Below are 26,179 nucleotides of genomic sequence, written 5' to 3' on the forward strand. Positions count from 1 at the left end.
TCGGATTCGAGGCGACCGTCTTGAACACTGTGCCTCGAGTGTCGAAGCGGGTTCTCCCCGTTGGGGTCCCGCTCAGGGTTCGTACTATCGACGGAAGATCACTCGTAAAGCTTCCACTCGCCGTCCTCAGTCCGGAGCTCGTGCGTTGATTCGCTCGTGCGTGAGTTACCGTCCGATTCCATCGTCACTTCTATCCTGACTTCGGCGACGTCGTCCGATTCCTCGAGGAGCTCGGTTCGCTCGATCGCGATGTCCATATTATCGTAGTTCGACATGTCCTCTTCGGAGATCTCGCCCACGGGTGATTCGGAGTGAATGAGGGCGTTCGCGGTTTCCAGATCGCCGTCACCGATCGCCGTATAGAACCGTTCGACTACCCCTTCGGGACTGCCATCGGTGCCACTGCGGCTGCCGGTACAGCCGGCGAATCCGGCCGTCATCGTCGCGGTTATCGCCAAGTAATGTCGTCGGTGCATTGATACGGAGCAGCGGCGAGCACTCGTTAACTGTTCCGGCCGAAATCGGCCCACAGTCGAAAATTTACGCCATTTCATCGAGAATATAGGAGGAGATCCGGCGCTGAGGGAGTCGGCACTGTTCTCACTGGACGGTTCGTTGCTGTGGCGTGTATCCGTTCACCCGCTCGAAGCCGCGCTACCGGATATCGCGCCCGGCTGGTGCATCTCCCCTCGAGTTGTCGCTTCCAGTAGTGCGGAACTCCGTCGGCGATACCGAGATATCTGTTCACGTTCGTGCGTGAGTCCGCGGAGAGTCGAACGAGCCGATCGCTCGAGACGCCGCTGCCGGCCACCGTGCCACCGAGCGCTGCCGACGATCCCGTAGCGACGCGAAGTAGCCGTCACGCAGTCTCCGCGATTCTATGCATAACAGTGTATAACTCTCGGGGCTACAGGCAGCCGGAGAGGCACAAACACGGGGATTTTTATCGTCTCGGTGCCCTACTGACTTCCATGACTGATGGGCGGGGCGAGACTCCCCGGCGAACAGGAATGACCGAAAAGTGCGGCGTCGTCGGCGTCTCACTCGACGGTCGAGACGCGGCACGTCCGTTGTACTATGCGCTCTACGCACTCCAGCATCGCGGCCAGGAATCCGCGGGAATCGTCACGCACGACGGATTCCAACAACACAGCCACGTCGATATGGGGCTCGTGGGGGACGCCTTCGACGAGGACGATCTCGACACGCTCAACGGATCCGCAGGGATCGGCCACGTCCGGTATCCGACGGCCGGCTCGGTCGACTCCTCCTGTGCACAGCCCTTCTCCGTCTCGTTCAAGAGCGGTTCGCTCGGGCTCTCCCACAACGGTAACCTCGTCAACGCCGACGAGATCCGCGACGAACTCGCCGACGCGGGCCACGCCTTCACCAGCGACGGCGACACCGAGGTCATCGCCCACGACCTCGCGCGGAACCTCCTCGAAGAGGACCTCGTGCGCGCCGTCAAACACACGATGGGCCGCATTCACGGCTCCTACTCGCTGACGATCACTCACGACGACACCGTCCTCGGCGTGCGCGATCCGGAAGGGAATCGGCCGCTGTGTATCGGGGAACTCGAGGACGGCTACATTCTCGCCTCGGAATCGGCTGCGATCGACACGCTCGACGGCGACCTCGTCCGCGACGTTCGACCGGGCGAACTGGTCGTCCTGCAGGACGACGGCGAGGGCTTCGACTCCTACCAACTCGTCGAGAACGAGAACACCGCACACTGCTTCTTCGAACACGTCTATTTCGCGCGACCCGACAGCGTCATCGACGACACGCTCGTCTACGAGGCGCGCCGCAACCTCGGACGGAAGCTCTGGGAAGAAAGCGGCGTCGAGACGGACGTCGTGATGCCGGTTCCCGACTCCGGGCGCGCGTTCGCCGCCGGATACGCGGACGCCGCGAGCGAGACGACAGCCGACGGCGAGCAGCGAGCCGCCGACGACGACGGCGTCGAGTTCGCGGAGGGACTGATGAAGAACCGCTACGTCGGCCGGACCTTCATCATGCCGACGCAGGACGAGCGCGAACGCGCGGTGCGGCTGAAGCTCAACCCGATCAAGTCCACGATCGAGGGCAAGACCGTCACCGTCATCGACGACTCGATCGTCCGCGGGACGACCTCGACCCAGCTCGTCCAGTTGCTCAAGGACTGCGGTGCCGAGGAGGTCCACGTCCGCATCGGCGCGCCCGCGATCGTCGCCCCCTGCTACATGGGCATCGACATGGCCACCCGCGAGGAACTGATCGCGTCGGACAAATCCACCGCCGAGATCCGCGACGAGATCGCCGCCGACAGCCTCGCCTACCTCTCGACCGACGCCGTCGCCGAGGTCCTCGAGAAGGACCGCATCGATCTCTGTCTGGGCTGCGTGACGGGGGAGTACCCCTACGATATCGACGGGGAGGAAACCGACCGCGACGTCAGTCGTCCCGACACGGTCGGGGAACAGGTCCCCGCGGACGACTGACGAAATATCGCGCTGTCGTTCGAGGACGCGAACCGTCTTCCGCGATCAAGCGAACGCTTCGGGTCGCGGACATCGCGAATTCTGGCGGGACGTACGTCCCGCTGACCTCGCGGGAGCGAAGCTCCCGCTCAGCTTCGATTCGCTCAATCACGAGCCGACGAGGCCGTCTCGAACGGCGATCTATCGCGATCGCGACGATTTGCGACCGCGGTGTCCCTCGGTGAAATCTGCAACAGAGCCCCCAGCGCTCTGTTGGACCGGGTGATACCTTCCAAATCGTTTGTTCAGTTTCGATCAACGTACTCCTCCTTCCCCGCCGCTCGCTTCTCGCGGCGCAACGCGCTGCATCTGGCTCCGCTCGCGATTGTAAGCGGTGTCTCCGCGACACTCGGGGACCGGAATTAAACTATTTCTGACACTGGTTTTGATACCCCTGTTATGACAATGACTGGTGTTATATTCCGTCCATTTTCAGACGGAATCTGGTCCTTCGAAGGCTAGTGGCCACAAATTTTTATAATTCAGACGAACGATTGAGTCTGTGGAAGTCACTCCCGACCTCGGCCTGATTGTCTACTTCGTTGCGACGGCGGTCGCTGCGGTCCTCGCCGGTGTCGTCTGGCGTCATCGGGAGAAAAGCGGGGCCGTCTGGTTAACGGTGGGGTTGGCCGGCGCGGCGTTCTGGGCGGGAACGTTGGTCGTGCGAACCATGGCCAGGGGAGATGCACTGGCTGAGCTCATGGCTCGACTCCTCTACGTCGGTGTCGGACCCAGCGTCCTCGGGACGTTCCTCTTCGTTCTCGCGTACAGCGGGCGCGAGCATCTCATCACGCGAAAGACGGTCGCGCTCCTCTCGATCGAGCCGGTGGTGCTCGTCCTGTTCGCGTTCGTGAATCCCGGCGACCTGTTTTTCAGATCGTTCAATTACAATTCGAGCGCCGTCGCGGGTATCACCTACGAGACCGGAATCGCGTTCGACGTCCACGTCCTCTACTCGTACGGCCTCTCTCTCGCCGGGATGGTGATGATCATCGAATTACTGTACAACTCCCGGGCGCTGTATCGGGGCCAGGCCGGAGCGTTACTCGGAGCGACGACGCTCCCGGTACTGTTGAACGCGATCCACATCTTCGATATCATCGGAGAGATCCCGTTCGATACGACACCGATCGGGTTCATCCTCTCCGGCACGCTGTACGCGATTGCGATCGTCCGCTACCGCCTGGTCGACATCGTTCCGATCGCTCGCGACCGCGTCCTGGACAACGTCACTGACGGGGTCTTCGTCGTCGACACGCAGAATCGGCTCATCGATATCAATCCCGTGGCCCGGGAGATGCTCGAGGAGATCGACGAATCGCCGATCGGAGCGAGCCTCGACTCGCTGCTCGAGGGGATTCCCGAATTACGCGACGAGTACCACGAACTCACGGAACGCCCCGTCGAGACCGACCGCGAACTGGCACTGTTCGGCGGCCACTATCACATCCGGGCGACGCCGATCGAGGACGGGCGGGACCGCCACGCCGGCTGGCTGCTCATCGTTCGCGACATTTCCGACCGCAAACGGCGTGAAGCGCAGTTACAGCGCCAGAACGAACGCCTCGAGCGGTTCGCCGATCTCGTCTCTCACGACCTGCGCAATCCGCTGAACGTCGCGGACGGCTACCTCGAGCTCGCTCGCGATGACGAGGATCCCGAGGCGTATCTCGACGAGATCGAGCGGTCCCACGAGCGGATGGAGACGATCATCGAGGACGTCCTCGCGCTCGCTCGTGAGGGCGCCGACGTTACCGACCCGAAGCCGGTCTCCCTCGCAGACGTCGCGGAGCGGGCGTGGAACGGCGTCGCTACCGGGGCAGCGACGATCGAGATCGACACCGACGGTTCGATTCTCGCCGATCCGAATCGGACCGCGCGAGTGTTCGAGAACCTGTTCCGCAATTCGATCGAACACGGGACCGAGTCCGGTAACGGGGACGACCTCGAGATCGCGGTGGGAACGCTCGGCGACGCTGCCGACGGATCCGTCGAGGGGTTTTACGTCGCGGACGACGGGATCGGGATCCCGCCGTCCGACCGCGACGACGTCTTCGCTGACGGCTATACGACCGATGAGGACGGAACGGGGTTCGGCCTCTCGATCGTGAACGAGATCGCGACGGCCCACGGCTGGACCGTGACGGTCACGGAGAGCGAGAGCGGCGGTGCCAGATTCGAGTTCCGCGGCGTCGAACCGACCACGGAGGCGACCCCGACCGACGGCTCCGAATCGGATTTCGAGGCCGAGTCGTCGCGATCCTGAGCCGCTCATCGAGTCGCCGGTGTGGTCACGGACACGAGCGCCTCGTCATTCGTCCCGCGTGCCACCTTCCAGATAGTACCGGATCCGGTCGCGACTCGAGTCCGCCACTTTGAGGAATTCGACGACGTGCTCGCCGTCTTCGCGGCGGTCGGATTCGACGTCGATCGTCAGCGACTGTCCGCGCAGGTGCTCGAGGAGCGCGTCGACGGTGTCGGCCTCGCCCCTGACCGTGTGTCGCTCGCCGACGGGCTCGTCGTTCTCCACGCGTCGAATGGCCGATACCATCGGCGGGAGGATCGACTCGCCGAGGTCCCGCGCCCGCTCTCGGAGCCGGTCGTCGGTCTCGTCCAGCTCGGCCGCCTGAAACGCGTCTCGAACGATCCGCGAGAAGACGAAGTCCCGCCCGCGATCGAACGGCAGCGAGAACGCGTACGCGAGCTCTTGGTGGTGCTGGGATTCGGTCGTGTACTTGACCATCGACTCGCCGTCCGCCGATTTCAGGACGACGCCCTCTCGGCCCGTGGAATCGAGCTCGCCGATCGCGCCGCGGACCGTTCCGACCGCGTCCGACGGCTCCGCTCGTCCGAAGTATCGGGGCTGGTCGAACCCGTACTCCTCGCAGAGGGACCGCCGATCGGCCACCGGGAGAGGCGTCCCGGACTCGCGGTCGCGGACGTCGAAGACGCGGAACTCGTGGAAGTCGACCTCCTCGTAGTCGCGGGTCGTGTACGGCGTTTCGGGTCCGATCAGCTCCGTGCAGAGGGTCTCCGTCGGACGGGCGGCGAAGAAGTCCTCGAGGGGCAGCAGGTCGCGCGCACGGGCCGTCGTGTACGGACAGACGTAGCCGCTTCTGGTAAACGCCAGCGGGTCGCCGCCGTCGACGGCTGCGATCCGAACGTTGAACCCGTCGAGTTTCTCCTCGATCGCGACGGATTCGCCCCCCTCGAAGAACGACGGAACCCCGGGATCGAGCACGAGGAGACGGGGAACGCTCGGATAGCCGCGGACGACGGTGTCGGTCTCCTCGACGATGACGGTCCCGCGCTCGACGCCGTGGCGACCGGCGGTGAGAACGTAGTGCGTCCGGCCGGCCACCGACCGCTGCTCGAAGTGTTCGAAGAGGTCGTCGGGCTCGTCGGTGGTCGCCCCGAGCCGCGCGCGGTACTCCTCGCGGTCCATACGTCGCTCGACCACGTTCTCGGTGAAAAAACCGGGTCGATATCCGGTCGTCGGTCAGGGCACTCCACTGACGGACCGAACGCTGGGTGAAACCTTTGTAGCGCACCGTTCAACGTCAGCCTATGCCCGGCGAACTGCCGCGCCAACGGTTCGTTCTCGACACGTCCTTGTTCATCACCGAGGAGATCCGTCGGGACGACGAATCGCTCGAGGAGGCCGTCGTCCGCCTCCTGGACCTCGTGGCGACCGCGCGGCTCGAGCTCAATATCTCCTGTTACGTCCCGCCGTCGATTCACGACGAACTCGCGACGATGCTGCGCGAGCGCGACGTCGACGAGGCGGTGTTCTCGCGGCTCGATACGTGGGTCGTCCGCAAGAGCCCCGACCGGTACGGCGTCACGATCCCGGCGAACATCGTCTACAACTTCATCGACGAGATGAGCGACCGGGTCGACCGCGGCCTCCGCGTCTCCGAGAAGGCGATCCGCGAGGTCGAACAGCTCGATCCCGACGCGCTCGCGGGCGGTGGGAACGACGACGGGCGCGAGGAGTACATGACCGACGCCGATCGGATCCTCTCGGATATGCGCGACAAGTACCGCCGGGCGCTCAGACGGGGCGTCCTCGACTCGCGCGAGGATTTCGACCTGCTCGTTCTCGCCCGCGAACTCGACGCCGGCGTGGTCACCGAGGATCGGGGCATCATCTCGTGGGCCGACGAGTTCGGCCTCCGGTACGTCCGCGGCGGCCAGTTCCCGACGCTGCTCGAGGAGTACCTGCGCGCGACCGGCGTCGAGGACGAGTGAAGATCGCCGCGACCTCGGGGTCGTCCCGTCGCCGGGCGCTACGACTCGAGCCCCCGCGCGAGCAGTTCGACGGGGTGGGCCGGCCGGTCGTGGCCCTCGAAGTCGCCGATCTGCGTCCGACAGGAGGTGCCGGGCGCGACGGTCGTCCCGTCGCTCGGTCGTGACTGACCGCTCTCGGGATCGCGAGTCCCGCTCTCCTCGAGTGTCTCCCGCAGTAACGAGCCGATCGCCGTCGAGAGGTCGTAGTGTTCGGCTTCGTACCCGAAGCTGCCGGCCATGCCACAGCAGCCCGAATCGACGGGGTCGACGGCGTACCCCGCCCGTCGAAGCACGCCGACGGCGTGGTGGTCCGCACCGCGAGCCTTCTGGTGGCAGTGGCCGTGGAACGTCAGCCGCTCCTCCGCGGTCGCTGACTGGTCGAACGACAGCTCCTCGTCCAGCCGGCGTTCGTCGAGGTACTCGCAGACGCCGTACGCGTTCGAGGCGAGCGTCTCGACTCGGTCGTCCGCGAGCAGTGACCGATACTCGTCGACGACCATGGCTGCGTCCGAGGGTTCGACGAACAGCACGGACCAGCCCCGCTCGAGGAACGGATCGAGGTCGTCCAGCAACGCCTGCCCCCGTTCCGCGGCCGCGTCGAGCATCCCCGTCGAGTACGCCGCCCGCCCGGTCGGACCGAGATCCGGGATCGCGACGCGGACGTTCGCGGCCTCGAGGACCTCGACGGCGGCCTTTCCGAGTTCGGGGTTCGAGTAGTTCGTGTCCGTATCGGGGAAGAGGACGACCCCTGCGGTCGCGCTGTCGGGGTCGACTCGCGAGCCTTGCCCCTCGAACCACTCGACCAGCGACTCCCGCCGGAACGTCGGCAGCGTCCGGTCGGCCGCGATCCCGAGCGTCTTCTCGAGTGCGGTCCGCGCACCCGGCAGTTCGGTCGCGCGGTTGGCGACCGGCGCGAGGGTGCTTCCGATCGCTGCGAGCCGATCGATATTCGCGAACAGCCGTTCCCGGAGACTCGTTCCCTCGCGGTCGTGGTACTGATGTTTGACTTCGGCCTTGAGCTTCGCGAGGTCGACCCCGGTGGGACAGTCGCTCTGGCAGCCCTTGCAGCCGATACACAGGTCGAGCACCTCGTTCTGGAACCGTTCGCCGTAGAGTTCCTCGGGATCGATCTCGCCGCTGATCGCCGCCCGGAGCAGGTTGGCCCGCCCTCGCGTGGTCGCGATCTCCTCCTCGGTCGCCCGGTAGGTCGGACACATCACGTCGCCGTCGGTCTGCCGGCAGGTGCCACAGCCGTTACAGAGCTCCACGAGGTGAGAGAAGCCGCCGTCGTCGTCGAAATCCAGCGCCGTCCGGGGCTCGAGCGAGGCGTAGTCCGGCCCGTACCGGAGATGCTCGCGGATGTCGGTGGGATCGTCCTCCCGGTACACGACCTTCCCGGGGTTCAGCCGCCAGTCCGGATCGAACGCCGACTTGAGGTCCTGAAAGGCCTCCCAGAGGTCGGGACCGTACAGCTTGGGGTTGAACTCCGTCCGCGCGAGGCCGTCGCCGTGCTCGCCCGAGAAGGAGCCGTTGTGCTCGCGGACGAGGTCGGTGACGTCGTCGGCGATCGCGCGCATCGTCTCGACGTCGTCCCCGTCTTTGAGGTTCAATACCGGCCGAATGTGCAGCGTTCCGACGCCCGCGTGTGCGAAATAGGCGGCCGTCGTGTCGTGGCTCTCGAGGATCTCCTGAAAGCCCGCGACGTACTCGGCGAGCTCGTCCGGGGGCACGGAGGCGTCCTCGACGAACGGGTAGGGCTTCGGGTCGCCCTCCATGCTCATCAACAGCGGGATGGCAGCCTTCCGGAGCTTCCAGAGTCGATCCTGTTTCGCCCGCGAGAACGCCTCGATCGAGCCGAACGCGTTTCCGCCGTCGACGAGCGCGGTCGTCGCGCCTCCGATCGCCTCCGACAGGTCCTCGACGACCTCGGAATCGAACTCGAGCATCAGTGACGCCTCGGTCCCGTCGGGAATGGGCTCCGCGTACTCGGCGTACTCCCCCGACTCCGCGGCGAGCCGGAACACCTCTCGATCCATGAGCTCCACCGCGCTGGCCTCGAGCTCGAGCGCGTCCGGGACCGCGGCCAGCGCCTCGAGCAGGTCGTCGTAACAGTAGACCGCGAGCGCGGTCTCGTCGGGCCGGGTCACGAGCGAGAGCGTGGCTTCGACGACGACGCCGAGGGTACCCTCCGCCCCGACGAGGAGTTTCGAGAGGTTGATGATCCGAGCACCCTCCTCGCGGCCCTCGCCCGCTCGGCCTTCCGAGGCGGCCGTCACCGCCTCGCTCTCCTCGCTGGCCTCGCGGATCACCTTCTGGAGGTTGTACCCGCTGACGCTCCGTTTGAGGTCCGGATACCGCGACTCGATTTCGTCGGCGTTGTCCTCGACGAGCGCTCGGACCGTCCGGTAGAGTTCGGCCTCGCGATCGTCTTTCGACACGATTCGGTCCCATTCGGGGCTATCGAGGACGATATCTCGAGTCCGGATCAGCGAGCCGTCCGCGAGGACGACCGCGCACTCGTCGACGTAGGCGTCCGTAATGCCGTATCGCACGGAGTGAGCGCCGGTCGAGTTGTTCCCGATCCCGCCGCCGATCGTCGCCCGATTCGAGGAGGCGGGGTCGGGCGCGAAGCGGAGGCCGTGGGGCTCGAGTGCGGCGTCGAGATCGTCCTGTACGACGCCCGGCTGGACGACGGCGGTCCGCTCGTCGGGGTCGATGTCCCGGATGTCGTCCATGTGGCGCGACAGATCGAGGACGACGCAGCCGGGACCGACCGCCTGTCCGGCGAGCGACGAACCGGCTCCGCGCGGCAGGACCGGCACGCCGTGGTCGGCCGCGACGCGCATCGCCGCGCGGACGTCGTCGGTGTCCCGCGGAAAGACGACGCCGGCCGGCTGGGCGCTGTAAATGCTACCGTCCGTCGCGTAGAGGACGCGCGTGTACTCGTCGAACCGCACGTCGCCGTCGACGGCCGCGCGGAGGGCCGCCGGAAGCGAGCGGTCGTCCTCACGTCCCACTGTGCCCTCGGCGGAACGAGCGTGGTCCCTGTGCTCAAGTGCCATATGCTATCCCCGGAGTACACGACCAAAACAGTTAGCCGTAGTTGCAGCCCTGAACCGAGCCCCCATACGGGCGGCCCGACTCCGTCGAATCGAACGTAACGCTCTCGTGCCGGTCGAATCGGCCGTAGCCTTTTATGTGTTGTCTCGACGAGTACGGATGATGACTGAGCTCTTCGTCCTGATCGTGCTGGCGATAAACGCGCTGTCGCCGCCGATCGCGATCGGGCTCAGTTACATCGCCTGGAAACACCGCGACAATCCGGGCGCTCGGTTTTTGATCGTCGTGCTCATCGGAACCGCACTCTGGGGCGGGTCGCTGTTCATCTTTTCCGTGACGACCGATCCGACGATCGGTGCGATCGCGCTTCGGACCATGTTCACCTCGTCCATCGCGACGGTGGGAATGCTCCTGTTCGCACTGGACTACACCGGTCTCTCCCGGTATATAACCACCAAGACGATCGTCCTGGCGGCGTGCTATCCGGTTCTCGTTCTCTCGGTCGCGACGGTCAATCCGAACGGCGTCTTCTTCCAGACGTTCGAGGCCGATCCGACGGCACTGGGTGGGTTCGCACTCGAATTCGGCCCCGCCTTCTACGGGCACGTCGTGACCTCGTACGTGCTGACAGGGATCGTCTCGGGGTTGTTTCTCGGTTCGTACGCCCAGTCGCAGAACCGGTACCGCGGTCAGTACCTCGTACTCGCGGCCGGAACGATGGCCACGGTCGTCGCGAATGCGGCCACCGTGTTCGGCCCGTTCACCGTCGACGTCACGCCGGTCGGGCTCGTCGTCGCCGGCGTCGCGTACACCTGGGCGTTCAGACGCTACCGATTCATGGATCTCGTGCCGGTCGCCCGCGATCGGGTGCTCGAGTCCATCGATCACGGCGTGCTCCTGTTCGATCCCGAGAACAGGCTGATCGACGCGAATCGATCCGGACGACGGTTCATAGACATGAACGACGTGGACCCCATCGGCCTCGAGGCCGAAGACGCCCTCGAGACGGTACCGGAGCTCCGCGACTGGTACGCCGAGGCTACCGGAGAACGAACCGAACTGACGCTCGACGATCGACACGTCGAGGCGGTGACGAGATCGCTCGAGGGCGTCGACGGTGCTGCCGGCGGAACGTTGCTCCTGCTCCACGACGTCACCGAGCAGAAACGCCAGCAGCGCGTCCTCGAGCGTCGCAACGAACAACTGGACCAGTTCGCCGCGATCGTCAGTCACGACCTCCGTAACCCGCTGAACGTCGCCGACGGCTACGTCGATATCGCTCGGGACACCGGGGACCTCACGGTGCTCGAGGAAGTCGACCGATCCCTCGACCGAATGGACGCGATCATCGACGGGGTACTCACGCTCACCCGGGCGGACGAGGACGCCATCGACCCCGAACCCGTCTCCCTCGCTGGCATCGCTCGGACGGCCTGGGAGACGGTCGATACCGGCGATGCGACGCTCGAGGGGAGGCCCGAGGTGTCCGTCCTGGCGGATCCCGAACCGCTCACGCGACTGCTCGAGAACCTGTACCGTAACGCCGTCGAACACGGGGGCGACGACGTCTCCGTGCGAGTCGACACGACGCCGACGGGGGACGGGTTCGTCGTCTCGGACGACGGTCCCGGGATTCCCGCCGCTGAACGGGATCAGGTGCTCGAGGGAGGATACACGACCGGTAAGGGAACCGGATTGGGGCTGGCGATCGTCGAACAAATCGCGAGCGCCCACGGCTGGGAGGTACGCGTGACCGAGAGTCAGTCGGGCGGTGCTGCCTTCGAGTTCACCGAGATCGAGACGGCAGCGGCTCCCGTCGAGTGCTGATACGCGGATCTCACGAGTCAGCGGGTCGAAGCGTCCGACTATCGGAGACGATGCGGTCGCTCAGCGGCGATCGGTCCAAAAATACGAGATTGACTGGCTCGTCGCTGGGTCGCAGGCGACGTTACTCGAAGTGGCCGAGACACGTCTGGTACTCCTCTTCGGCCTTCTCCCAGTTGACGACGTCGAAGAAGGCGTCGATGAAGTCCCCGCGGTCCGGACCGTAGTCGTAGTAGTAGGAGTGTTCCCAGACGTCCAGCGCGAGGATGGGGTGGGAGCCCCAGAGCGCGCCCTGGTCGTGTTTGTCGACCGCGACGTTGCGCAGCTGCTTGGCGACCGGGTCGTACACCAGCAGTGCCCAGCCGCCGGCGGCACCGGCCGCGGCTTCGAACTCGCCCTTCCAGCCCTCGTAGGACCCGAAGTCCTCCTCGATGCGGTCGGCGAGGTCGCCCTCCGGCTCGCCGCCGCCGTTCGGCGACATGTTCTCCCAGAACAGCGTGTGGAGGTAGTGCCCACAGCCGTTGTGGGTGACGTTCTTGAGGGCGCCGGGCGTCGAGCCGAAGTCGCCCTCTTCGCGGTTCGCCGCGAGGGTTTCCTCGGCCGAATTGAGGCCGTTGACGTATCCCTGATGGTGCGTATCGTGATGCCAGGTGAGTACCTGCTCGGACAGTGCCGGCTCGAGCGCGTCGTAGTCGTACGGAAGTGGTGGAAGTTCGTGTTCAGTCATAGTATGCACCTCACGTGCTGTATCGGTATCTCGCTTGTTAAGTTTTGAGGAGTGAGACGATATCACACCCCACAAAGGTACGATCGTCCCTTCTCGCGATTCACCGACGCTCCACCGGATCCACCACGGGCTAAATATTAAACCTTTCAACGGTTCCGCTCGGCAGGCCTCCCACCACGCAGACGCTGCCGATTCGGTCCCCTCCTTATCCGATCTCCTTGTACTGGGCGTGTTCGAGCCACTCCTCGAGCGACGGTTGCTGCCAGTAACGGACCGTCTCGCTTCGTCGATCGTGCTCGATGACGCCCGCCTCCTCGAGTTTCGGCAGGTGGACGTGCTGGAGTTCCAGCTGCACCCCCGATTGCAACTCCGACGAGTCGGTCTCGAGCGCTCCTCCTACAGTCTGGTTCCCACTCACATCACCGGTCTCTGTCGTCCGTTCGAGTGTGACAATGTTCGACGCGAGCTCTTCGATCGTCGACACACCATCCGGTTGATCGTTGAGATGGTAGAGCGCGTACCGCCGTCGACTATTCGAGAGCAGATCGAAAAGGAGATCCAGTGACGGTGTCGTACTCGCCGGTAATCCTGTTCTTCCACCCTTCGTTTCACGCATCCACGAACCACCTACCGTATGTTACCATTCGAAACCACCACCGGCCTCTTCTCCACCCGTCACATTAGGCCTTACGTCTTCTTAGCACGATAAATGAATTAAATAATACAAAAATAAGAATATAATAACCTCACTTGCTGTACACATCGATTACGAATTTTGTGAAAACGATCGGTATGTCTATTTTCCGGGCATAGCGGTAGTGAGCCGACACTGACGGGGTGCCGTCGCTCCGAGTCCTCTGCGCCGCTCGATTTCCCCGACATCGAACCGTTCGCGCTCGTATCCGGTCGCCTGCTGCGTCTGAGTCGAAGGCTGAAACCGCCCCGCGCGTTTCCCAGTCGCTCACGGGCGGTGCTGCCGAACGGTCCGGTGACTGTCGGTCGAGGCCTCTCGATCCCTGAGTACAGGTGCTGTCGGGGCGTGGCTCTCCCACCGATGGCACTTCGGACGGGTCCCCATCGCGAAGACAGCTGTGTGCAAATCGGTCTCGGTCCGACGTGACAGAAAATTACGGTCGTCGGACCGGTGTCGTGGTCACTCGTAGAGCCACTCGGCGTCGTGCTGATCGTACTCGATCAGTTCGTCGTCGTCGAAGTGGATGCCGATTTCGCGTTCGTTTGCGCCCTCGTCCTCGTGGTCGGCCGCGTGAACGACGTTCCGACCGAGGTCGAGCGCGTAATCGCCGCGGATCGTTCCGGGCTCGGCCTCGAGCGGGTCGGTCTCGCCGATCATCTGGCGGACCTGCCGCGTCGCGTCCTGGCCCTCCCAGACCATCGGGACGACCGGTCCCGAGGTGATGAAGTCCACGAGATCGTCGTAGAACGGCTTGTCCTCGTGTTCGCTGTAGTGTTCCTCTGCCCGTTCGCGGGGCATGTTTTCGACCTTGATCCCGACGAGCTTGAGCCCGCGGTCCTCGAGTCGGGAGACGACTTCGCCCACGAGCCCGCGTGCGAAGGCGTCGGGCTTGACCATCACGAAGGTGCGTTCGTGATCGCTCATGCTTCGGTTTCCTCGGCTTCGGCCTCGTCGGCCTCGTCAGCCTCGTCGGCTTCGGTTTCCTCGGTCTCGTCGACGGGTTCGTCCTCGGCGGACACGTCTTCGTCGTCTTCGTCGACCGCTTCAGCCTCAGATTCGAGGTCCTCGTCCTCGCCGGCCTCGACCTCGTCGGTCTGGTCGGCTTCCTCGTCAGCGGTCGTCTCCGCCTGCGAGGGACCCTTGCCGCGACGACCGTCCTCGGTCCACTCGAGGTCGCGCGGTTCGCGCCCGAGCTTGTAGTTTTTCTCCGCCTTGGAGTCGACGAAGTGGAGTACGGAGCCGTCGTTCTTGACGTACATGATGCCCGTACCGGGTTCGATCTCTTCGCCCGTGTAGTCGCAGGTTCGTTTCTCGACCATTATTGTCCTCCGATGGAGTCGGCCTCGCGGGCGGTCTCGCGGAGCTGGAGTACGTCCCCTTCGCGGACCGGCCCGAGGCAGTTACGGGTGATGATGCGTCCCTGGTTCTCGCCCTCCTTGATTCGGCATTTGACCTGCATGGCTTCGCCGTGCATGCCGGTCTTGCCGACGATCTCGATGACCTCGGCGGGCGTGGAGCCGCTTTCTTCCTCTTCAGCACTCATCTTTGATCACCTCAGTCGAGGTCCTCGACCTTGCTGGCGATGTCCTCGACGTCGTCTTCCGCCTCGCCTGCATCGACGATCGCCGCGGCGGCCGAGCCGACCTCGAGGCCGGCCGCGTGGCCGACGTCGTCTTGGGTCTCGATGAAGACGACGGGAATACCCTTCTCGTCGGCGAGTTCGGGCAGATGCATGACGATCTCCTCGGGGGAGACGTCTTCGGCGACGTAGACGAGCTCGGCGTTGCCGCGCTCGATCGCCTTCGTGGTTTCGTTCGTTCCTTTCTTTACTCGGCCTGTGTCTCGAGCGACCTCGAGCGCCTCGAGGGCGTCGTCTGCGAGGTCGGCTGGGATGTCGGTGGTTACGTAAACTGACATTGGTTGTTCACCTCTCCTACACGTGGGCTCGCGCTCCCCTGCCGTCCGGGCACTGGGTACCCGTGCCGGGCCGGTCCCGGCGAAGTCCTGTGAAGCTAGGAGCATCATCAACCCCGCGTAGGGTGTACACCCGAATAGCGCTGCCCTCCTTAAAAGCGTGTTCAAACGATGGAGGCCGTGGGATACCACCGCACGCCGATATCGATCGCGACGGTGAGCGGACCGTCAATCCGCGTTCGCGAGTTCCTCGACGTCCGCTTCCAGTTCGCGGCGCAGCCGTGCGGCCTCCTCGTCGTCGTAGTCCGTGTGATACTCCTTCGGGACGCCCTCTTTCGCGAGGTTGTAATGGAGGTCGGGCGAGACGTCGTGGTGATCGAGACACTGCTTCGCACATTCGAGCGGACAACCGTCGATCGCGACGATCTGCCGGCCGGACGTGGCCGTCTCGACGAGCGGAGCCACGCCGCCGCCGACGCCCGCGATACACGACATCTCGGCGATTTCGTCCCTGTCGAGGGAGACGGCCAGATCGTTCGCCAGCTGCGCTGCGCTCGAGCATCCCGAACAGGAGTACACCAGCGGGAGATCGTCGTACTCGGTAGCCATACCGCCGTCTCGGTCCGGGGCCCAGTAACGATGGTCCCGTACATGTGCGATCGCTGGCTACTATACCCTCGCCGTCCCAACCCGCACGCATGGACGTCGACGCGGTCGGCCTCGCCGAATCGCTCCGCGAGGAAGCTAAGCGCGCGAACGAGCGACGGCTACTGGTACTCGCGGGCGATCGCGAGCGCGGGTACGACGCCCTCGAGTCGATCCTGGATTCGCTCTCGGTCCCGATCACCGCGACCACGCTCGTCGGTCCCGAGGATCGGCTTCGCTGCGAACAGCTCCCGCAGGTCACCGCTAGCGACCTCCTCGGAACGACGCGGGAGGTGATCGCCGTCGATACGCACGACGAGCTCCAGCCGAACGCGCTCGGGAAAGTCACCGGGGCGGTCGACGGCGGCGGCCTCTTGATCCTCTTGGCGCCGCCGCTCGAGGACTGGCCGGACCGCCGGGGCGAGTTCGACGCGTCGCTCGCGATTCCGCCGTTCGAGCTCGAGGACGTCACCGGCCGATTCAGAAAGCGCCTCGTCGAGACGCTCCGAGCACACCGCGGGATCGCGATCGTCGATCTCGATGACGGTCGTCTCGAGGCGGACGGACTGACCGACCCGGCTCCCCGCCTTCCGGGGGGTGCGCCGACGCCACCGCCGGACCATCGATTTCCGACCGCCGCCTACGAGGCGTGCCTGACGAGCGATCAGATCGAGGCCGTCGCTGCCTTCGAGTCGCTTTGCGAGGACGAGCGGGCGGTCGTCCTCGAGGCGGATCGCGGTCGCGGCAAGTCCAGCGCGGCGGGACTGGCCGCGGGGGCGTTCGCCCTCGCGGGCGAGCGCGTCCTCGTGACCGCTCCGGCGGCGCGGAACGCGACCGAACTGTTCGACCGGGCGGGGGAACTCTGCGAGTGTCTCGAGGGCGACGCTGTTACCGTCGGATCCCGCACGATAGAAACGGGTGCCGGCGGCTCGATCCGGTTCCGCGAGCCGTCCGACGCCGTCGATCACCTCGAGTCGGCGGACGTCGTTATCGTCGACGAAGCCGCCGCGCTTCCGGTCGCGACCCTCGAGTCGCTGCTCGCCGCCGACCGCGTCGCGTTCGCGACGACGATCCACGGCTACGAGGGGGCGGGGCGGGGGTTCTCGGTCCGCTTTCGGGACCGACTCGCTGAGAGCGACCACGAGGTGACAGACTGCACGCTCGTCGAGCCGATTCGGTACGCGGCGGGGGACCCGATCGAAGTGTGGGCGTTTCGCGCCCTGTTGCTCGACGCGCGGCCACCGGTCGACCCGCTCGTGGCGGACGCCGCGCCCGAGACCGTCGAGTACAGACGACTCGAGCCGGACGAACTCCTCGCGGATGACGGACTGCTCCGCGAGGCCTTCGGCCTGCTCGTGCTCGCACACTACCGGACCGAACCCAACGACCTCGCGCGCCTGCTCGACGCGCCGAACCTCGAGGCCCGCGCGCTCGTCCACGACGGCCACGTCGTCACCGTCGCCCTGCTCGCCCGGGAGGGGACCCTCTCCCGAGAAACCCGGGCGATGATGTACGAGGGCGGTCGCGTTCGCGGCAACATGCTGCCGGACGTGCTGACGAGCCAGTTGCGAGACGAAGCGGCGGGCGAGCCGGCCGGTCTCCGCGTCGTCCGCATCGCGACCCACCACGCGGTCCGGTCGCGGGGGCTCGGGTCGCGCCTGCTCGAGCGGATCGAACGGGAGTTCGCGGACGGCGGCGACGGTAGCGTCGTCAGTGAGAACGCCGACGAAACCCACGCGATCGACTGGCTCGGCACCGGGTTCGGTGCGACGCCCGGCCTCCTCGAGTTCTGGCGCGAGAACGGCTACGGAACCGTCCACGTCTCGACGACGCGCAACGACGCCAGCGGCGAGTACTCCGCGCTCATGCTCGCGCCGATGACCGACGAGGGAACGGCGTTGCGCGACCGCCACGCCGACTGGTTCGTCCGCCGGTTCGCCGCGCTCAGTTCGGACGCGCTCGACGATCTCGAGCCCGACGTCGCCCGGGCGGCCCTCCGGAGCGTCGACGCCGACGCCGGACCGCCACTCGCGTTGACCGACCACGAGTGGCGCGTCGTCGCGGGTGCCGCCTACGGGCCGGGACTGTTCGACGTCGATCCCGGGGCGTTTCGCCCGCTCGCCGTCCGGTATCTCGTCGACGACCCCGCGACCGTCGACCTGACCGACCGCGAGGAGCGACTGCTCGTCACCCGCGTCCTCCAGGGACGCGACTGGGACGCCGTCGCCGACCGGCTCGCGTATCACTCCACCGGCCAGTGCAAGCGAGCGCTCGGGGACGCTTTCCGCCCACTGGTCGAGTACTACGGAACGGACGCGGCGCTCGAGGTGCGAGATCGGTTCGCCGAACCGTGAGCCCCGTCGCAATCGGTCGGCACGGATCGACCGCGTCCGAGGCTGAACTCAGAACAGCCGCCGGAGCAGCCAGTTCGGCGCGTGATCCAGGAACGACGCCACGAGCCGCCAGCGCCGCGTGACGTAGGCGTGCGAGCGCTCCTTGTAGATCGCCCTCGCGATCTGGTCGGCCGCCGTCTCCGGCGAACACTCCCAGAACCCGCCCAGGGAGAGATCGGTGTCGACGAACCCGGGTTCGATGGTCGTGATCGCGATGTCGCCGTTCTCGTTCGCCTCCCGGTTCCGCAGGCCCTCGAGATAGGTCGAGACGAACGCCTTCGAGGCGCTGTAGGCCTGCGTGCCGCCGGTCCCGACGTGGGCCGCGACCGAGGAGATCCCCACGAGGTGGCCGTCCGTCTCGCTCGCGTGATCGGGGTTGTGCTCGAAGTAGTCCATCGCGGCCGTCGCGATCGCGGTAAAGCCCCGGACGTTGACGTCGATCGTCCGTCGCTCCTCTTCCCACTCGAGGTCGTGATTGACGGAGGCGACGCCGGCGCTGATGATCACGACGTCGACCGAGGACATCGCGTTGGTCAGTTCGTAGAACCCCCGGCGGGCGTCCTCGGTCGCCGTGACGTCCATCGTCGCGACGTAGGCTTTGGTCGGCAGCTCCGAGCCGATCTGTCGCATCCGCTCCGTTCGACGGGCCGCCATCCCGATCTCGTAGCCGTCGTCGGCCAGCCGCCGGGCGAGGGCCTCGCCGATGCCCGACGATGCGCCGACGACGATCGCACCGCGTGATTCTGTCATACCCCACAGGTTCGGGACCTGTTACGTAACAGTATTGGAGACGGTACGCCTTTGCCGCGGTCCGTCGTCCCCACCGGTATGGTCGATGTCGTTACCGTCGTCGCGATCGCGTTGCTCGCCGGCGCCATCGTGGGTGCCGCCGTCCCAATGGTCCCCAGCGGTCTCCTCTCGCTGGCCGGACTCGTCGTCTACTGGTGGGGAGCCGGCTTCGCCGAACTCGGTGCCCTGACGTTCGTCGTCCTCGCCCTCATCGCCGTCGTCACCGCGCTCGTCGAGTTCTTCGGCGGCTCGATCGCCGCCAGAGCCGGCGGCGCGTCCTGGCTGACCACCGCCGTCGCCGCCGTCGTCGGGATCGTCCTCATGATCGTCACCGGCCCGCTGGGACTACTCCTCGGCCTCTTCGGGACCGTTTTCGTCCTCGAGTTCGTCCGCAACGGCGAACTCGAGGGGAGCACGCGCTCGGCCGCCTACACCACCGTCGGCGTGCTCGCCTCGACGGCGGTCCAGGTCCTGCTGACGGCGTCGATCCTCTTCGGATTCCTCATCGCCGTCTTCCTGTTCTGAGCGGCGGGGAAAACACTGAATCCCTGGCCGTCGTTTGCACGGACGAATGACGTGTTCCGAGTCCGACTGCGAACGCCCCGCCGCGGTCGAGTTGCACGTCCCCTGGGACGGAAACCGGCTCGTCTGTGCGGCCCACGCTCGCGTCCTGGGCCGACAGGACGGCGTCGTCGCCGATCCGCTCCCTGAGCGGGCCGACGAGCTTCTCGAGTAGTCACGATCGGCGGCGTCCGTCGCGTGACGCGCTCGAGTAGCGACTACTGACCGATCCGACTGCGGTGAATCGGGAGCAGCCCGACATTCACGCTCGATTGAAATACGGTATTCCGCGTCATTCGGCCTCAGAGGCCGATTTCTCGGACCGAAGGGTTATGAGTGGTTCGCACTCTCGTTCAGTCGATCCATATGTCGAACCATCGCCGAACGTTTCTCCGACGGACTGCCCTCCTCGGCTCGGGACTGGCCGGAGCCGCGACGGGTACCGCTACGGCCGACTCCGGTGCGGCCGACCTCGATGCCACCGCCAGCGCGCGCATCGAGGGCACGGTGCGCCACTTCGGTGCGCCGGTCGCCGACGCGACGGTGAGGATCGACAGCGAAACGAGCACCGTGACGGACGAGACCGGGACGTACTCGGTCGTGGTCGAGAGCGGCGAGTACGTACTCGAGGTGACCGCACCCGGCTACGCCTCGCGATCGAGTTCGGTCCGCACCCGGGACGGCGAGACGGTCACGAGAGACGTTCGCCTCGAGCGCAAGTGGGGGCCCGGTACGGGCGAGCTCGAGGTTTCCGCGACGCCGGCGGGCGGCGGCAAGACGATTCCCTGCGAGATCGACGTCTTCGGCGACGAGCGATACGGAGTCACTGCCTCACGCGGGTCGGTTCCCGACAACGAAACCTGGGGGAAGGGGTTCGAGGTGAGCGAGGGCTGGTGGGAAATTCTCGTCACGAGCGCCGAGGGATACAGCGACGGCTATGGGCAGGTGCTGGTCGAGGACGGCGAAACGGCCTTCGGCTGGGTGCAACTCGCCGAGGGCGACGACGGAATTCCGGAAACCGGGACAATCGCGGGGAGCGTGGTCGACGAGACAGGGACCGCCATCGACGACGCGACTGTCCGCACGAACGGCGTGCAGACGTCGACCGGCGGCGACGGTGCGTTCGAACGCGAGCTCGAGCACGGCCACCACCGCATCGCGGTCAGTGCAGCGGGGTACGAGCGGGTCGCGGGTGGTGTTCAGGTCAAATTCGGCCGGACGACGGAGCTGACCGTTGCGCTCCGGTCGGAGGATACGTAACGACAGCGCCGGAGCGGGCTCGCAATCGTCGACTGGGATCGCTCCGACTCAGGGGTGTGTGTAGTACGCGACCGTCTCCTCGTCATCTTCGTCGGTCTCGTGCCGATCGATTCGCGCGAAGCCGACGCGTTCGAACTGGACCATTTCGTCCGGCTCGAGGTCGGCGACGCCCGGCTCCGCGTGGCCCGTCACGTCGCCGTCCATCGTCCGCATTCGAACGGGGACCCGCCCGGTCGCGGGAACCCAGTGGACGACGTCGACGCCGCCCTCGCGGACCGCGTCGATGTCGTCGGCCGTGTATCGGAGGACGCCGTCGTCGAATCGGAAACAGCCCAGTCCCTTCAGCCAGATCCGTTGGTCGTCTCCCTCGTCTCCGTCGTCGGGAATGTCTCCGAGCTCGAGCATGACGGAGTCGCCGACCGGAATCTCGCGGACGCCGCGCTCCTCGTGGTTCGGGTGGAGCGGCGGATTCGCTTCGGCGGGCGGATCTCCGGCGAGGGGAATCTGGTTCCCGTCCCGAACGAAGAAGCGGCGGTCGGTCTCCTCGTCGATCAGGTCGCGGTTGTTCGCGTAGATCGAACTCATCGCGAGGTCGACGTCGGTCGTCGAGGTGCCGAGCCCGGTCATCGCCTCGACGATCGCTTCGCCCCGGATGCCGCGTCGGCGCAGGCTCTTGAGCGTCGGCGCTCGCGGGTCGTCCCAGCCGTCGAGCTCGCCCTCCTCGATCAGCTCGGCGATGGTCGACGTGCTCATCTTGACGTCGTAGTCGTCGAGCTGGACGTGGCCCCAGTGGATGACCTCGGGGTACTCCCAGCCGAAGTAGTCGTAGACGAACTGCTGGCGCTTCGCGGAGTCTTGCAGGTCGATCCCGCGGATGATGTGGGTGACCTCGAGCAGGTGGTCGTCGACGCCCGACTGGAAGTCCAGCATCGGCCAGCACCGGTACTCGCTCGCCGCCTCGCGGGGATGGGGCGTATCGATCATCCGGAAGGCGACCCAGTCGCGCAGCGCTGGGTTCTTGTGCTCGATGTCGGTCTTGACCCGCAGGACCAGCTCGCCGCTGCTGTACTCGCCCTCGAGCATGGCGTCGAACTCCTCGAGGACGGTGTCCGCGTCCTTGTCGCGGTGGGGACACGGCTCGGCCGAATTCTTCAGTTCCGAGAACTCCTCGCCCGAACACGAGCAGGTGTAGGCCCCGCCCATCTCGATCAGTTCGCGGGCGTGATCGTAGTAGGTCTCGAGCCGGTCGCTCGCCCTGTAGGTCGCGTCCGGCTCGAAGCCCAGATAGTCGAGATCCTCGAGGATCGCGTCGTACGCGTCGAGATCCGGCCGCTTGGTTTCGGGGTCGGTGTCGTCGAAGCGCACGCAGAACCAGCCGTCGTAGCGCTCGCGGTAGGTACCGATGACGGCGGGCATTCGGGCGTGACCGACGTGCCAGGGGCCGTTCGGGTTCGGCGCACACCGCATCCGGATCTCGTCGTACTCCTCGGCGTTCGGCAGCGCCGGCAGCTCGTGTTCGTCTTCCTCCTCCTCGGCCTCGATCTCGGCGAGTTCCTCGGGCGCGAGTTCCTCGAGGCGGGCGCGTTTCTCCTCGTACGCGAGGTCGTTGACCCGACTCACGACGCCGCCGACGACGCCGGGGACGGCGTCGGAGTGCTCGCGAAAGTCCGGGTTGTCGCCCATCAGCGGCCCCATGACGGCACCGACCGCGGCGTCGCTCTCGTGTTTGACGGCGTTCAACAGCGCGTGCTTTTCGGCCTCGCGCTCGACGCGCTCGCGTAACTCGTCGTCCATTACTCGCCGCTATTCGCGCCCGGCCAAAAACCCTCGCGATTCGCTCTCTTCCCGGTGCCACGTCGCCGGTCGCGGCCCCTCACGCGATCGCCGTCGCTTTCACTCCTCGAGGTCTTCCGCGTACACTCGCGTGTTGAGGACGTTGCTAATGAGAACGACCGCGGCCATATCCGCGGACCCGCCATCGCCGTCGGTCTCGTCGGTGCTGTTTCCACCCTCCGTCTCGGTGGTGCTGTTCTCACTGTCCGTCTCGTTGCCACCGTCCGATCCGTCGCCGTCAGTCTCGTTTCCGGCGCTCGAGTCGCCGTCCCCGTCGCTACTGGTTCCGTCGTCGCTCTCTCCCTCACTATCCTCGACAGCCGCATTATATCGCTCACACCACTCCGTTTTGACGCCCCAGCCGTGTGCCTGCTCCTCGAACGGGTTCGTGATCTCCGCAAAGAGGGTGCCGACTCCGGCGTCGTGTTTCACGAGATTCTCGTTGTAGACCGTCGTAATAATCTCGATCTCTTCTTTCGACTCAGCCTCCGTTTCGGCGTCAGAGACGTACTTCAGGACCATATCCGACCCGTCCCACCGGAGCGATTCGACCGGAATGTCGTTTCGCTCGACGAGCGTGTAAAACTCTCCCGGCGTTCCGGCTCGCGGCTCGCTCGGCTCCTCGGGTTCGATCTCGTTCTCGTCCGATTCGGACGTCCCGAGTATCGACCCGGCACAGCCGGCAGTCACGGCCGTTCCGGCGGTCCCGGCCGCGCAGAGAAATCGTCGCCTGGAGGAGATGCCGGCAGATCCGTTGGGACTATCGTCAGTCATACTCCTCGATCAGTTAGGCAGTCGCAAAAAGACCCGGACGATATCGAACGGTGAGTTCGGCCGCACCGACCGGACGAAACCGCCTTCTCGAGCGGGACTGATCCGGAAAACGGGCCATCGAGGATCGGGCGACGACTCGACGCGTCGGAACCCGCTCAGTACCCGCGTTCGATCAGGTAGTTCGCGATCTCGCAGAGCAGTTCGCGCGCCTCGTTGTCCGGCAGCACCTCGAGGCGGTTCTTCCCCTGCTCGACCAGGTCGCGGGCGGTCTCGTTGGCGTAGGAGATCGATCCGGCCGCCTCGAGTGCCGCGACGGCGTCGTCGATCTCGGCCTCGGTGACCGCGTCGACGTCGTCGGTGTCGACCAGGTTGTCGACGTCGACGCCCTCGTTGCGGGCGTGGACGGTAATCAGCGTCTGTTTGTTCTCGACGAGGTCGCTTCCCCGCTGCTTGCCGAGTTGCTCGCTGGGCACCGTCAGATCGAGGACGTCGTCCTGAATCTGGAAGGCGCGGCCGATGTCGAGGCCGTAGCCGTAGAGCGCGTCGATCGTCTCGTCGTCGGCCCCCAGCAAGATCGCGGGAATAGCCGCCGAGGCGGCGTAGAGGACGGCCGTCTTCTGTTCGACCATCTCGAGGTACTCCTCGGGCGAGACGTCGGTTCGCTGTTCGAAGGTGACGTCCAGGGACTGCCCCTCGCAGATCTTCGTGCAGGTCGTCGCGAGCACGCGAAGCGCGTCGACGATCCGGTCCGCTTCCGCGCCCGTATCGAGCATGATCTCGAAGGCCTTCGAGTAGAGCGTGTCGCCGGCGAGAATTGCCGTCTCGAGGTCGTACTCCTCGTGGACGGCGGGAACCCCGCGACGGAGGTCGTCGTCGTCCATGATGTCGTCGTGAATTAGGGTGAACGACTGGATGACCTCGACGCTGACGGCGGCGGCCATCACGTCGACCGGGCCGCTGTCGTCGAGCGCGTCGAGCGACCGATACGCCGCCGAGAGCGGCTCGGTGTCGGTTAATGCCTCTGCGGTCGTCAGGAGAACCGCCGGCCGTAGCCGCTTGCCGCCCGCGTCCAGCAGGTATCGGGACGCCTCGTAGAGCCGTTCGGGTCGCTGGATCGGCAGCTCTTCGGGAATCGCCTCGTTGACCTGCTCGCGGCGCTGCCGGATCGCCTCGAGTACCGCCTCTTCGCGTGCCTCGGGACTCGTCATATCAGTCGACCAGTTGGATGAGATTCCCGTTGCGGGTGACGTGGAGATCTCGCCCCATCTTGTACCCCTCGCTCTCACAGAGGTTGACGTAGCTCGAGAAGCCTTTCATGTCCTGATGAGCGGGAATGATGTTCCGGGGTTGGAGCGCGTCGAGCATCTCGTAGTGGCCCTCCTGATTGAGGTGGCCCGAGACGTGGATATCGTCGTAGACCCGCGCGCCCTGCATGCCCAGAAGTTTCTCGGCCTGATAGCGCTGGCCCTCGTTGGTCGGCTCGGGAATCACGCGGGCGGAGAAGACGACCTTATCGCCGTCGTCCAGTTCGTAGGGCGTCTCGCCGCGAGCCATTCGGGTGAGCATCGCGCGGGGCTCGCCCTGATGACCGGTGACGATCGGCAGGTAGTCTTCCTTGCCCTCGTTCATGATCCGTTTGAACGTGCGGTCGACGGACTTGCGGTGACCGAACATTCCCAGATCGGAGGGGAAGTCGACGAAGTCGAGTCGTTCCGCCGTGCCGGAGTACTTCTCCATCGAGCGGCCGAGCAGGACGGGCTGGCGGCCGATGTCGTCGGCGAACTCGACGAGCGATTTGACGCGGGCGATGTGGCTGGAGAAGGTGGTCGCGACGATGCCGCCGTCGTAGTCCTCCATGCTGTAGAGGACGTCCCGGAGGTGTTCGCGGGCGACGCTCTCCGAGGGCGTTCGCCCCTTCTTGTTCGCGTTGGTACAGTCCTCGATGTAACAGAGGACGCCCTCGCCCTCGCGACCGATCTCGCGGAAGCGCTCCATGTCGATCGGGTCGCCGATGACGGGCGTGTGATCCATCCGCTTGTCGAGCCCGTAGACGACCGCTCCCTCGGGGGTGTGAAGCACGGGATTGATCGCGTCGATGATCGAGTGCGTGACGTTGACGAACTCGAGTTCGATCTGGCCGGAGTCGCCGATCGACATCGTCTCGCCGGCCTCCATCTTGACGAGGTCGTTCTCGACGCCGAACTTCTGTTCGCTCTCGATCTGCTGTTTCGTCAGCTCGATCGTAAACGGCGTCGCGACGACGGGCGCGTCGTATCGGTGTGCCAGCTTGGAAATGGCACCGATGTGGTCGAGGTGGCCGTGGGTCGGCACGATCGCTTTGACGTCGCCCTCGAGGTCGCTCATGATCCGATCGTCCGGGATAGCGCCCATATCGATCAGATCGAGGCTGTGCATCCGCTCGGTTTCGACGTTGTCGTGGATCAGGACCTGCGAGAGGTTCAGACCCATGTCGAAGATGACGACGTCGTCGCCGGCTCGGACGGCAGTCATCTGCCGTCCGACTTCTTCGTAGCCGCCAATGGTTGCGATTTCGATTTCCATAGTTCCTCGTACTGAAAGCCGCTGACTGGACTCTCATCGAAACTGTCCGCGGACGCCTAGCCGTCCGGCCCCGGCGTCTTGCAGCGCGTCGGCCATCCCGCTATGCGCTCGGCGCGACGGCGGTTCCGTCTTCGACGACTCACGACGCCGTGAGTCCCGAACGCACTTGCCCGCGGGTTTCGCTAGTTACCCATTACACGCCCGGGTGTTAAAAACGCAGTGGGTTAGCGCGCCCGCCGCGGCGTCGCCGCTGCGGCCGATTTAGGGCACCTCGGCGGTACCGGCCCCGCCCTTTCTGACACCGCAATTCATTTGCCGGTCGCCCCGAAAT

At 65.6% G+C, this 26,179-nt stretch carries 23 protein-coding genes; 8 read left to right on the forward strand and 15 right to left on the reverse strand.

Translation table 11 applies throughout. From position 1 onward, the window contains the following. Positions 1–98: 98 nt before the first annotated feature. Entirely contained in the window at positions 99–476 is a 378-nt protein-coding gene (locus NDI89_RS10855) for a hypothetical protein (protein ID WP_277521587.1), read from the reverse strand. A 534-nt stretch (positions 477–1,010) separates the two neighbouring features. Here NDI89_RS10855 and purF point away from each other — a divergent pair. Together purF and NDI89_RS10865 are read left to right on the forward strand one after the other, a co-directional pair. Continuing rightward, positions 1,011–2,483, forward strand: coding sequence for an amidophosphoribosyltransferase (gene purF, locus NDI89_RS10860; RefSeq protein ID WP_277521836.1), 1,473 nt, complete (start codon positions 1,011–1,013; stop codon positions 2,481–2,483). Positions 2,484–3,024: 541 nt separating this feature from the next. Then, on the forward strand, positions 3,025–4,788 hold the full coding sequence (locus NDI89_RS10865; protein WP_277521588.1) for a sensor histidine kinase: 1,764 nt from the start codon (positions 3,025–3,027) through the stop codon (positions 4,786–4,788). 45 nt (positions 4,789–4,833) lie between these two features. On the opposite strand, the gene NDI89_RS10870 is transcribed toward NDI89_RS10865, so the two are convergent. After that, on the reverse strand, positions 4,834–5,967 hold the full coding sequence (locus NDI89_RS10870) for an RNA ligase (protein ID WP_277521589.1): 1,134 nt from the start codon (positions 5,965–5,967) through the stop codon (positions 4,834–4,836). 122 nt (positions 5,968–6,089) lie between these two features. Here NDI89_RS10870 and NDI89_RS10875 point away from each other — a divergent pair, with 122 nt between their 5' ends. Then, complete coding sequence (locus NDI89_RS10875; protein ID WP_277521590.1) at positions 6,090–6,773, forward strand: RNA ligase partner protein; 684 nt, start codon at positions 6,090–6,092, stop codon at positions 6,771–6,773. Positions 6,774–6,811: 38 nt separating this feature from the next. Here the strand turns inward: NDI89_RS10875 and NDI89_RS10880 are convergent, their stop codons facing one another. Beyond that, the gene (locus NDI89_RS10880; protein WP_277521591.1) at positions 6,812–9,874 is read right to left on the reverse strand and encodes an FAD-binding and (Fe-S)-binding domain-containing protein; all 3,063 of its coding nucleotides are present in this window, start codon (positions 9,872–9,874) and stop codon (positions 6,812–6,814) included. Between the two features lie 160 nt (positions 9,875–10,034). Here NDI89_RS10880 and NDI89_RS10885 point away from each other — a divergent pair, with 160 nt between their 5' ends. Then, a complete protein-coding gene (locus NDI89_RS10885; RefSeq protein ID WP_277521593.1) occupies positions 10,035–11,699 on the forward strand; it encodes a sensor histidine kinase in 1,665 nt (554 codons plus the stop codon). A 121-nt stretch (positions 11,700–11,820) separates the two neighbouring features. Here the strand turns inward: NDI89_RS10885 and sod are convergent, their stop codons facing one another. From sod to NDI89_RS10920, 7 genes are all read right to left on the reverse strand, one after another. Beyond that, positions 11,821–12,423 (reverse strand): superoxide dismutase, encoded by a 603-nt coding sequence (gene sod, locus NDI89_RS10890; protein WP_277521594.1) that lies wholly within the window; start codon positions 12,421–12,423, stop codon positions 11,821–11,823. A gap of 205 nt (positions 12,424–12,628) precedes the next feature. Then, positions 12,629–13,039, reverse strand: coding sequence for a DUF7344 domain-containing protein (locus NDI89_RS10895; protein ID WP_277521595.1), 411 nt, complete (start codon positions 13,037–13,039; stop codon positions 12,629–12,631). A gap of 537 nt (positions 13,040–13,576) precedes the next feature. Further along, on the reverse strand, positions 13,577–14,041 hold the full coding sequence (gene ndk, locus NDI89_RS10900; RefSeq protein ID WP_277521597.1) for a nucleoside-diphosphate kinase: 465 nt from the start codon (positions 14,039–14,041) through the stop codon (positions 13,577–13,579). Next, a complete protein-coding gene (locus tag NDI89_RS10905; protein WP_277521598.1) occupies positions 14,038–14,436 on the reverse strand; it encodes a 50S ribosomal protein L24e in 399 nt (132 codons plus the stop codon). The genes ndk and NDI89_RS10905 overlap by 4 nt, the downstream gene beginning before the upstream one ends. After that, the gene (locus NDI89_RS10910; protein WP_006064297.1) at positions 14,436–14,660 is read right to left on the reverse strand and encodes a 30S ribosomal protein S28e; all 225 of its coding nucleotides are present in this window, start codon (positions 14,658–14,660) and stop codon (positions 14,436–14,438) included. The genes NDI89_RS10905 and NDI89_RS10910 overlap by 1 nt, the downstream gene beginning before the upstream one ends. An 11-nt stretch (positions 14,661–14,671) precedes the next feature. Further along, positions 14,672–15,034, reverse strand: a complete 363-nt coding sequence (gene rpl7ae, locus NDI89_RS10915) for a 50S ribosomal protein L7Ae (RefSeq protein WP_226007206.1) — start codon at positions 15,032–15,034, stop codon at positions 14,672–14,674. 225 nt (positions 15,035–15,259) lie between these two features. Next, on the reverse strand, positions 15,260–15,640 hold the full coding sequence (locus NDI89_RS10920; protein ID WP_277521599.1) for a putative zinc-binding protein: 381 nt from the start codon (positions 15,638–15,640) through the stop codon (positions 15,260–15,262). Between the two features lie 89 nt (positions 15,641–15,729). On the opposite strand from NDI89_RS10920, the gene tmcA reads away from it, so the two are divergent. Then, complete coding sequence (gene tmcA, locus NDI89_RS10925; RefSeq protein ID WP_277521601.1) at positions 15,730–18,030, forward strand: tRNA(Met) cytidine acetyltransferase TmcA; 2,301 nt, start codon at positions 15,730–15,732, stop codon at positions 18,028–18,030. 48 nt (positions 18,031–18,078) lie between these two features. Here the strand turns inward: tmcA and NDI89_RS10930 are convergent, their stop codons facing one another. Then, positions 18,079–18,819 (reverse strand): SDR family NAD(P)-dependent oxidoreductase, encoded by a 741-nt coding sequence (locus NDI89_RS10930; RefSeq protein ID WP_277521603.1) that lies wholly within the window; start codon positions 18,817–18,819, stop codon positions 18,079–18,081. Between the two features lie 78 nt (positions 18,820–18,897). Here NDI89_RS10930 and NDI89_RS10935 point away from each other — a divergent pair, with 78 nt between their 5' ends. From NDI89_RS10935 to NDI89_RS10945, 3 genes are all read left to right on the forward strand, one after another. Further along, entirely contained in the window at positions 18,898–19,383 is a 486-nt protein-coding gene (locus NDI89_RS10935) for a DUF456 domain-containing protein (protein WP_277521604.1), read from the forward strand. A 46-nt stretch (positions 19,384–19,429) separates the two neighbouring features. Then, the gene (locus NDI89_RS10940; RefSeq protein ID WP_277521605.1) at positions 19,430–19,594 is read left to right on the forward strand and encodes a DUF8014 family protein; all 165 of its coding nucleotides are present in this window, start codon (positions 19,430–19,432) and stop codon (positions 19,592–19,594) included. 191 nt (positions 19,595–19,785) lie between these two features. Further along, a complete protein-coding gene (locus NDI89_RS10945; RefSeq protein WP_277521607.1) occupies positions 19,786–20,679 on the forward strand; it encodes a carboxypeptidase-like regulatory domain-containing protein in 894 nt (297 codons plus the stop codon). Between the two features lie 48 nt (positions 20,680–20,727). On the opposite strand, the gene NDI89_RS10950 is transcribed toward NDI89_RS10945, so the two are convergent. From NDI89_RS10950 to NDI89_RS10965, 4 genes are all read right to left on the reverse strand, one after another. Beyond that, positions 20,728–22,473 carry a glutamate--tRNA ligase gene (locus NDI89_RS10950; protein WP_277521609.1) on the reverse strand — a complete coding sequence of 582 codons (1,746 nt, stop codon included), beginning with the start codon at positions 22,471–22,473 and terminating at the stop codon, positions 20,728–20,730. A gap of 99 nt (positions 22,474–22,572) precedes the next feature. Then, positions 22,573–23,286, reverse strand: a complete 714-nt coding sequence (locus tag NDI89_RS10955; RefSeq protein WP_277521610.1) for a DUF8159 domain-containing protein — start codon at positions 23,284–23,286, stop codon at positions 22,573–22,575. A gap of 155 nt (positions 23,287–23,441) precedes the next feature. Further along, entirely contained in the window at positions 23,442–24,494 is a 1,053-nt protein-coding gene (gene idsA3, locus NDI89_RS10960; RefSeq protein WP_277521612.1) for a geranylfarnesyl diphosphate synthase, read from the reverse strand. A 1-nt stretch (position 24,495) separates the two neighbouring features. Beyond that, positions 24,496–25,848 (reverse strand): ribonuclease J, encoded by a 1,353-nt coding sequence (locus NDI89_RS10965; RefSeq protein WP_277521614.1) that lies wholly within the window; start codon positions 25,846–25,848, stop codon positions 24,496–24,498. Positions 25,849–26,179 lie beyond the last annotated feature (331 nt).

The organism is Natrinema salsiterrestre (assembly GCF_029502005.1).
GTDB classification, from domain to species: Archaea; Halobacteriota; Halobacteria; order Halobacteriales; family Natrialbaceae; genus Natrinema; species Natrinema salsiterrestre.

Excerpts from the sequence above, each read along its gene's own strand:
- NDI89_RS10855 (WP_277521587.1), bottom strand. The coding sequence starts at position 476 with ATGCACCGACGACATTACTTGGCGATAACCGCGACGATGACGGCCGGA.
- purF (WP_277521836.1), top strand. The coding sequence starts at position 1,011 with ATGACCGAAAAGTGCGGCGTCGTCGGCGTCTCACTCGACGGTCGAGAC.
- NDI89_RS10870 (WP_277521589.1), bottom strand. The coding sequence starts at position 5,967 with ATGGACCGCGAGGAGTACCGCGCGCGGCTCGGGGCGACCACCGACGAG.
- NDI89_RS10875 (WP_277521590.1), top strand. The coding sequence starts at position 6,090 with ATGCCCGGCGAACTGCCGCGCCAACGGTTCGTTCTCGACACGTCCTTG.
- NDI89_RS10880 (WP_277521591.1), bottom strand. The coding sequence starts at position 9,874 with ATGGCACTTGAGCACAGGGACCACGCTCGTTCCGCCGAGGGCACAGTG.
- NDI89_RS10885 (WP_277521593.1), top strand. The coding sequence starts at position 10,035 with ATGACTGAGCTCTTCGTCCTGATCGTGCTGGCGATAAACGCGCTGTCG.
- sod (WP_277521594.1), bottom strand. The coding sequence starts at position 12,423 with ATGACTGAACACGAACTTCCACCACTTCCGTACGACTACGACGCGCTC.
- NDI89_RS10895 (WP_277521595.1), bottom strand. The coding sequence starts at position 13,039 with ATGCGTGAAACGAAGGGTGGAAGAACAGGATTACCGGCGAGTACGACA.
- ndk (WP_277521597.1), bottom strand. The coding sequence starts at position 14,041 with ATGAGCGATCACGAACGCACCTTCGTGATGGTCAAGCCCGACGCCTTC.
- NDI89_RS10905 (WP_277521598.1), bottom strand. The coding sequence starts at position 14,436 with ATGGTCGAGAAACGAACCTGCGACTACACGGGCGAAGAGATCGAACCC.
- NDI89_RS10910 (WP_006064297.1), bottom strand. The coding sequence starts at position 14,660 with ATGAGTGCTGAAGAGGAAGAAAGCGGCTCCACGCCCGCCGAGGTCATC.
- rpl7ae (WP_226007206.1), bottom strand. The coding sequence starts at position 15,034 with ATGTCAGTTTACGTAACCACCGACATCCCAGCCGACCTCGCAGACGAC.
- NDI89_RS10920 (WP_277521599.1), bottom strand. The coding sequence starts at position 15,640 with ATGGCTACCGAGTACGACGATCTCCCGCTGGTGTACTCCTGTTCGGGA.
- tmcA (WP_277521601.1), top strand. The coding sequence starts at position 15,730 with ATGGACGTCGACGCGGTCGGCCTCGCCGAATCGCTCCGCGAGGAAGCT.
- NDI89_RS10930 (WP_277521603.1), bottom strand. The coding sequence starts at position 18,819 with ATGACAGAATCACGCGGTGCGATCGTCGTCGGCGCATCGTCGGGCATC.
- NDI89_RS10935 (WP_277521604.1), top strand. The coding sequence starts at position 18,898 with ATGGTCGATGTCGTTACCGTCGTCGCGATCGCGTTGCTCGCCGGCGCC.
- NDI89_RS10940 (WP_277521605.1), top strand. The coding sequence starts at position 19,430 with ATGACGTGTTCCGAGTCCGACTGCGAACGCCCCGCCGCGGTCGAGTTG.
- NDI89_RS10945 (WP_277521607.1), top strand. The coding sequence starts at position 19,786 with ATGTCGAACCATCGCCGAACGTTTCTCCGACGGACTGCCCTCCTCGGC.
- NDI89_RS10950 (WP_277521609.1), bottom strand. The coding sequence starts at position 22,473 with ATGGACGACGAGTTACGCGAGCGCGTCGAGCGCGAGGCCGAAAAGCAC.
- NDI89_RS10955 (WP_277521610.1), bottom strand. The coding sequence starts at position 23,286 with ATGACTGACGATAGTCCCAACGGATCTGCCGGCATCTCCTCCAGGCGA.
- idsA3 (WP_277521612.1), bottom strand. The coding sequence starts at position 24,494 with ATGACGAGTCCCGAGGCACGCGAAGAGGCGGTACTCGAGGCGATCCGG.
- NDI89_RS10965 (WP_277521614.1), bottom strand. The coding sequence starts at position 25,848 with ATGGAAATCGAAATCGCAACCATTGGCGGCTACGAAGAAGTCGGACGG.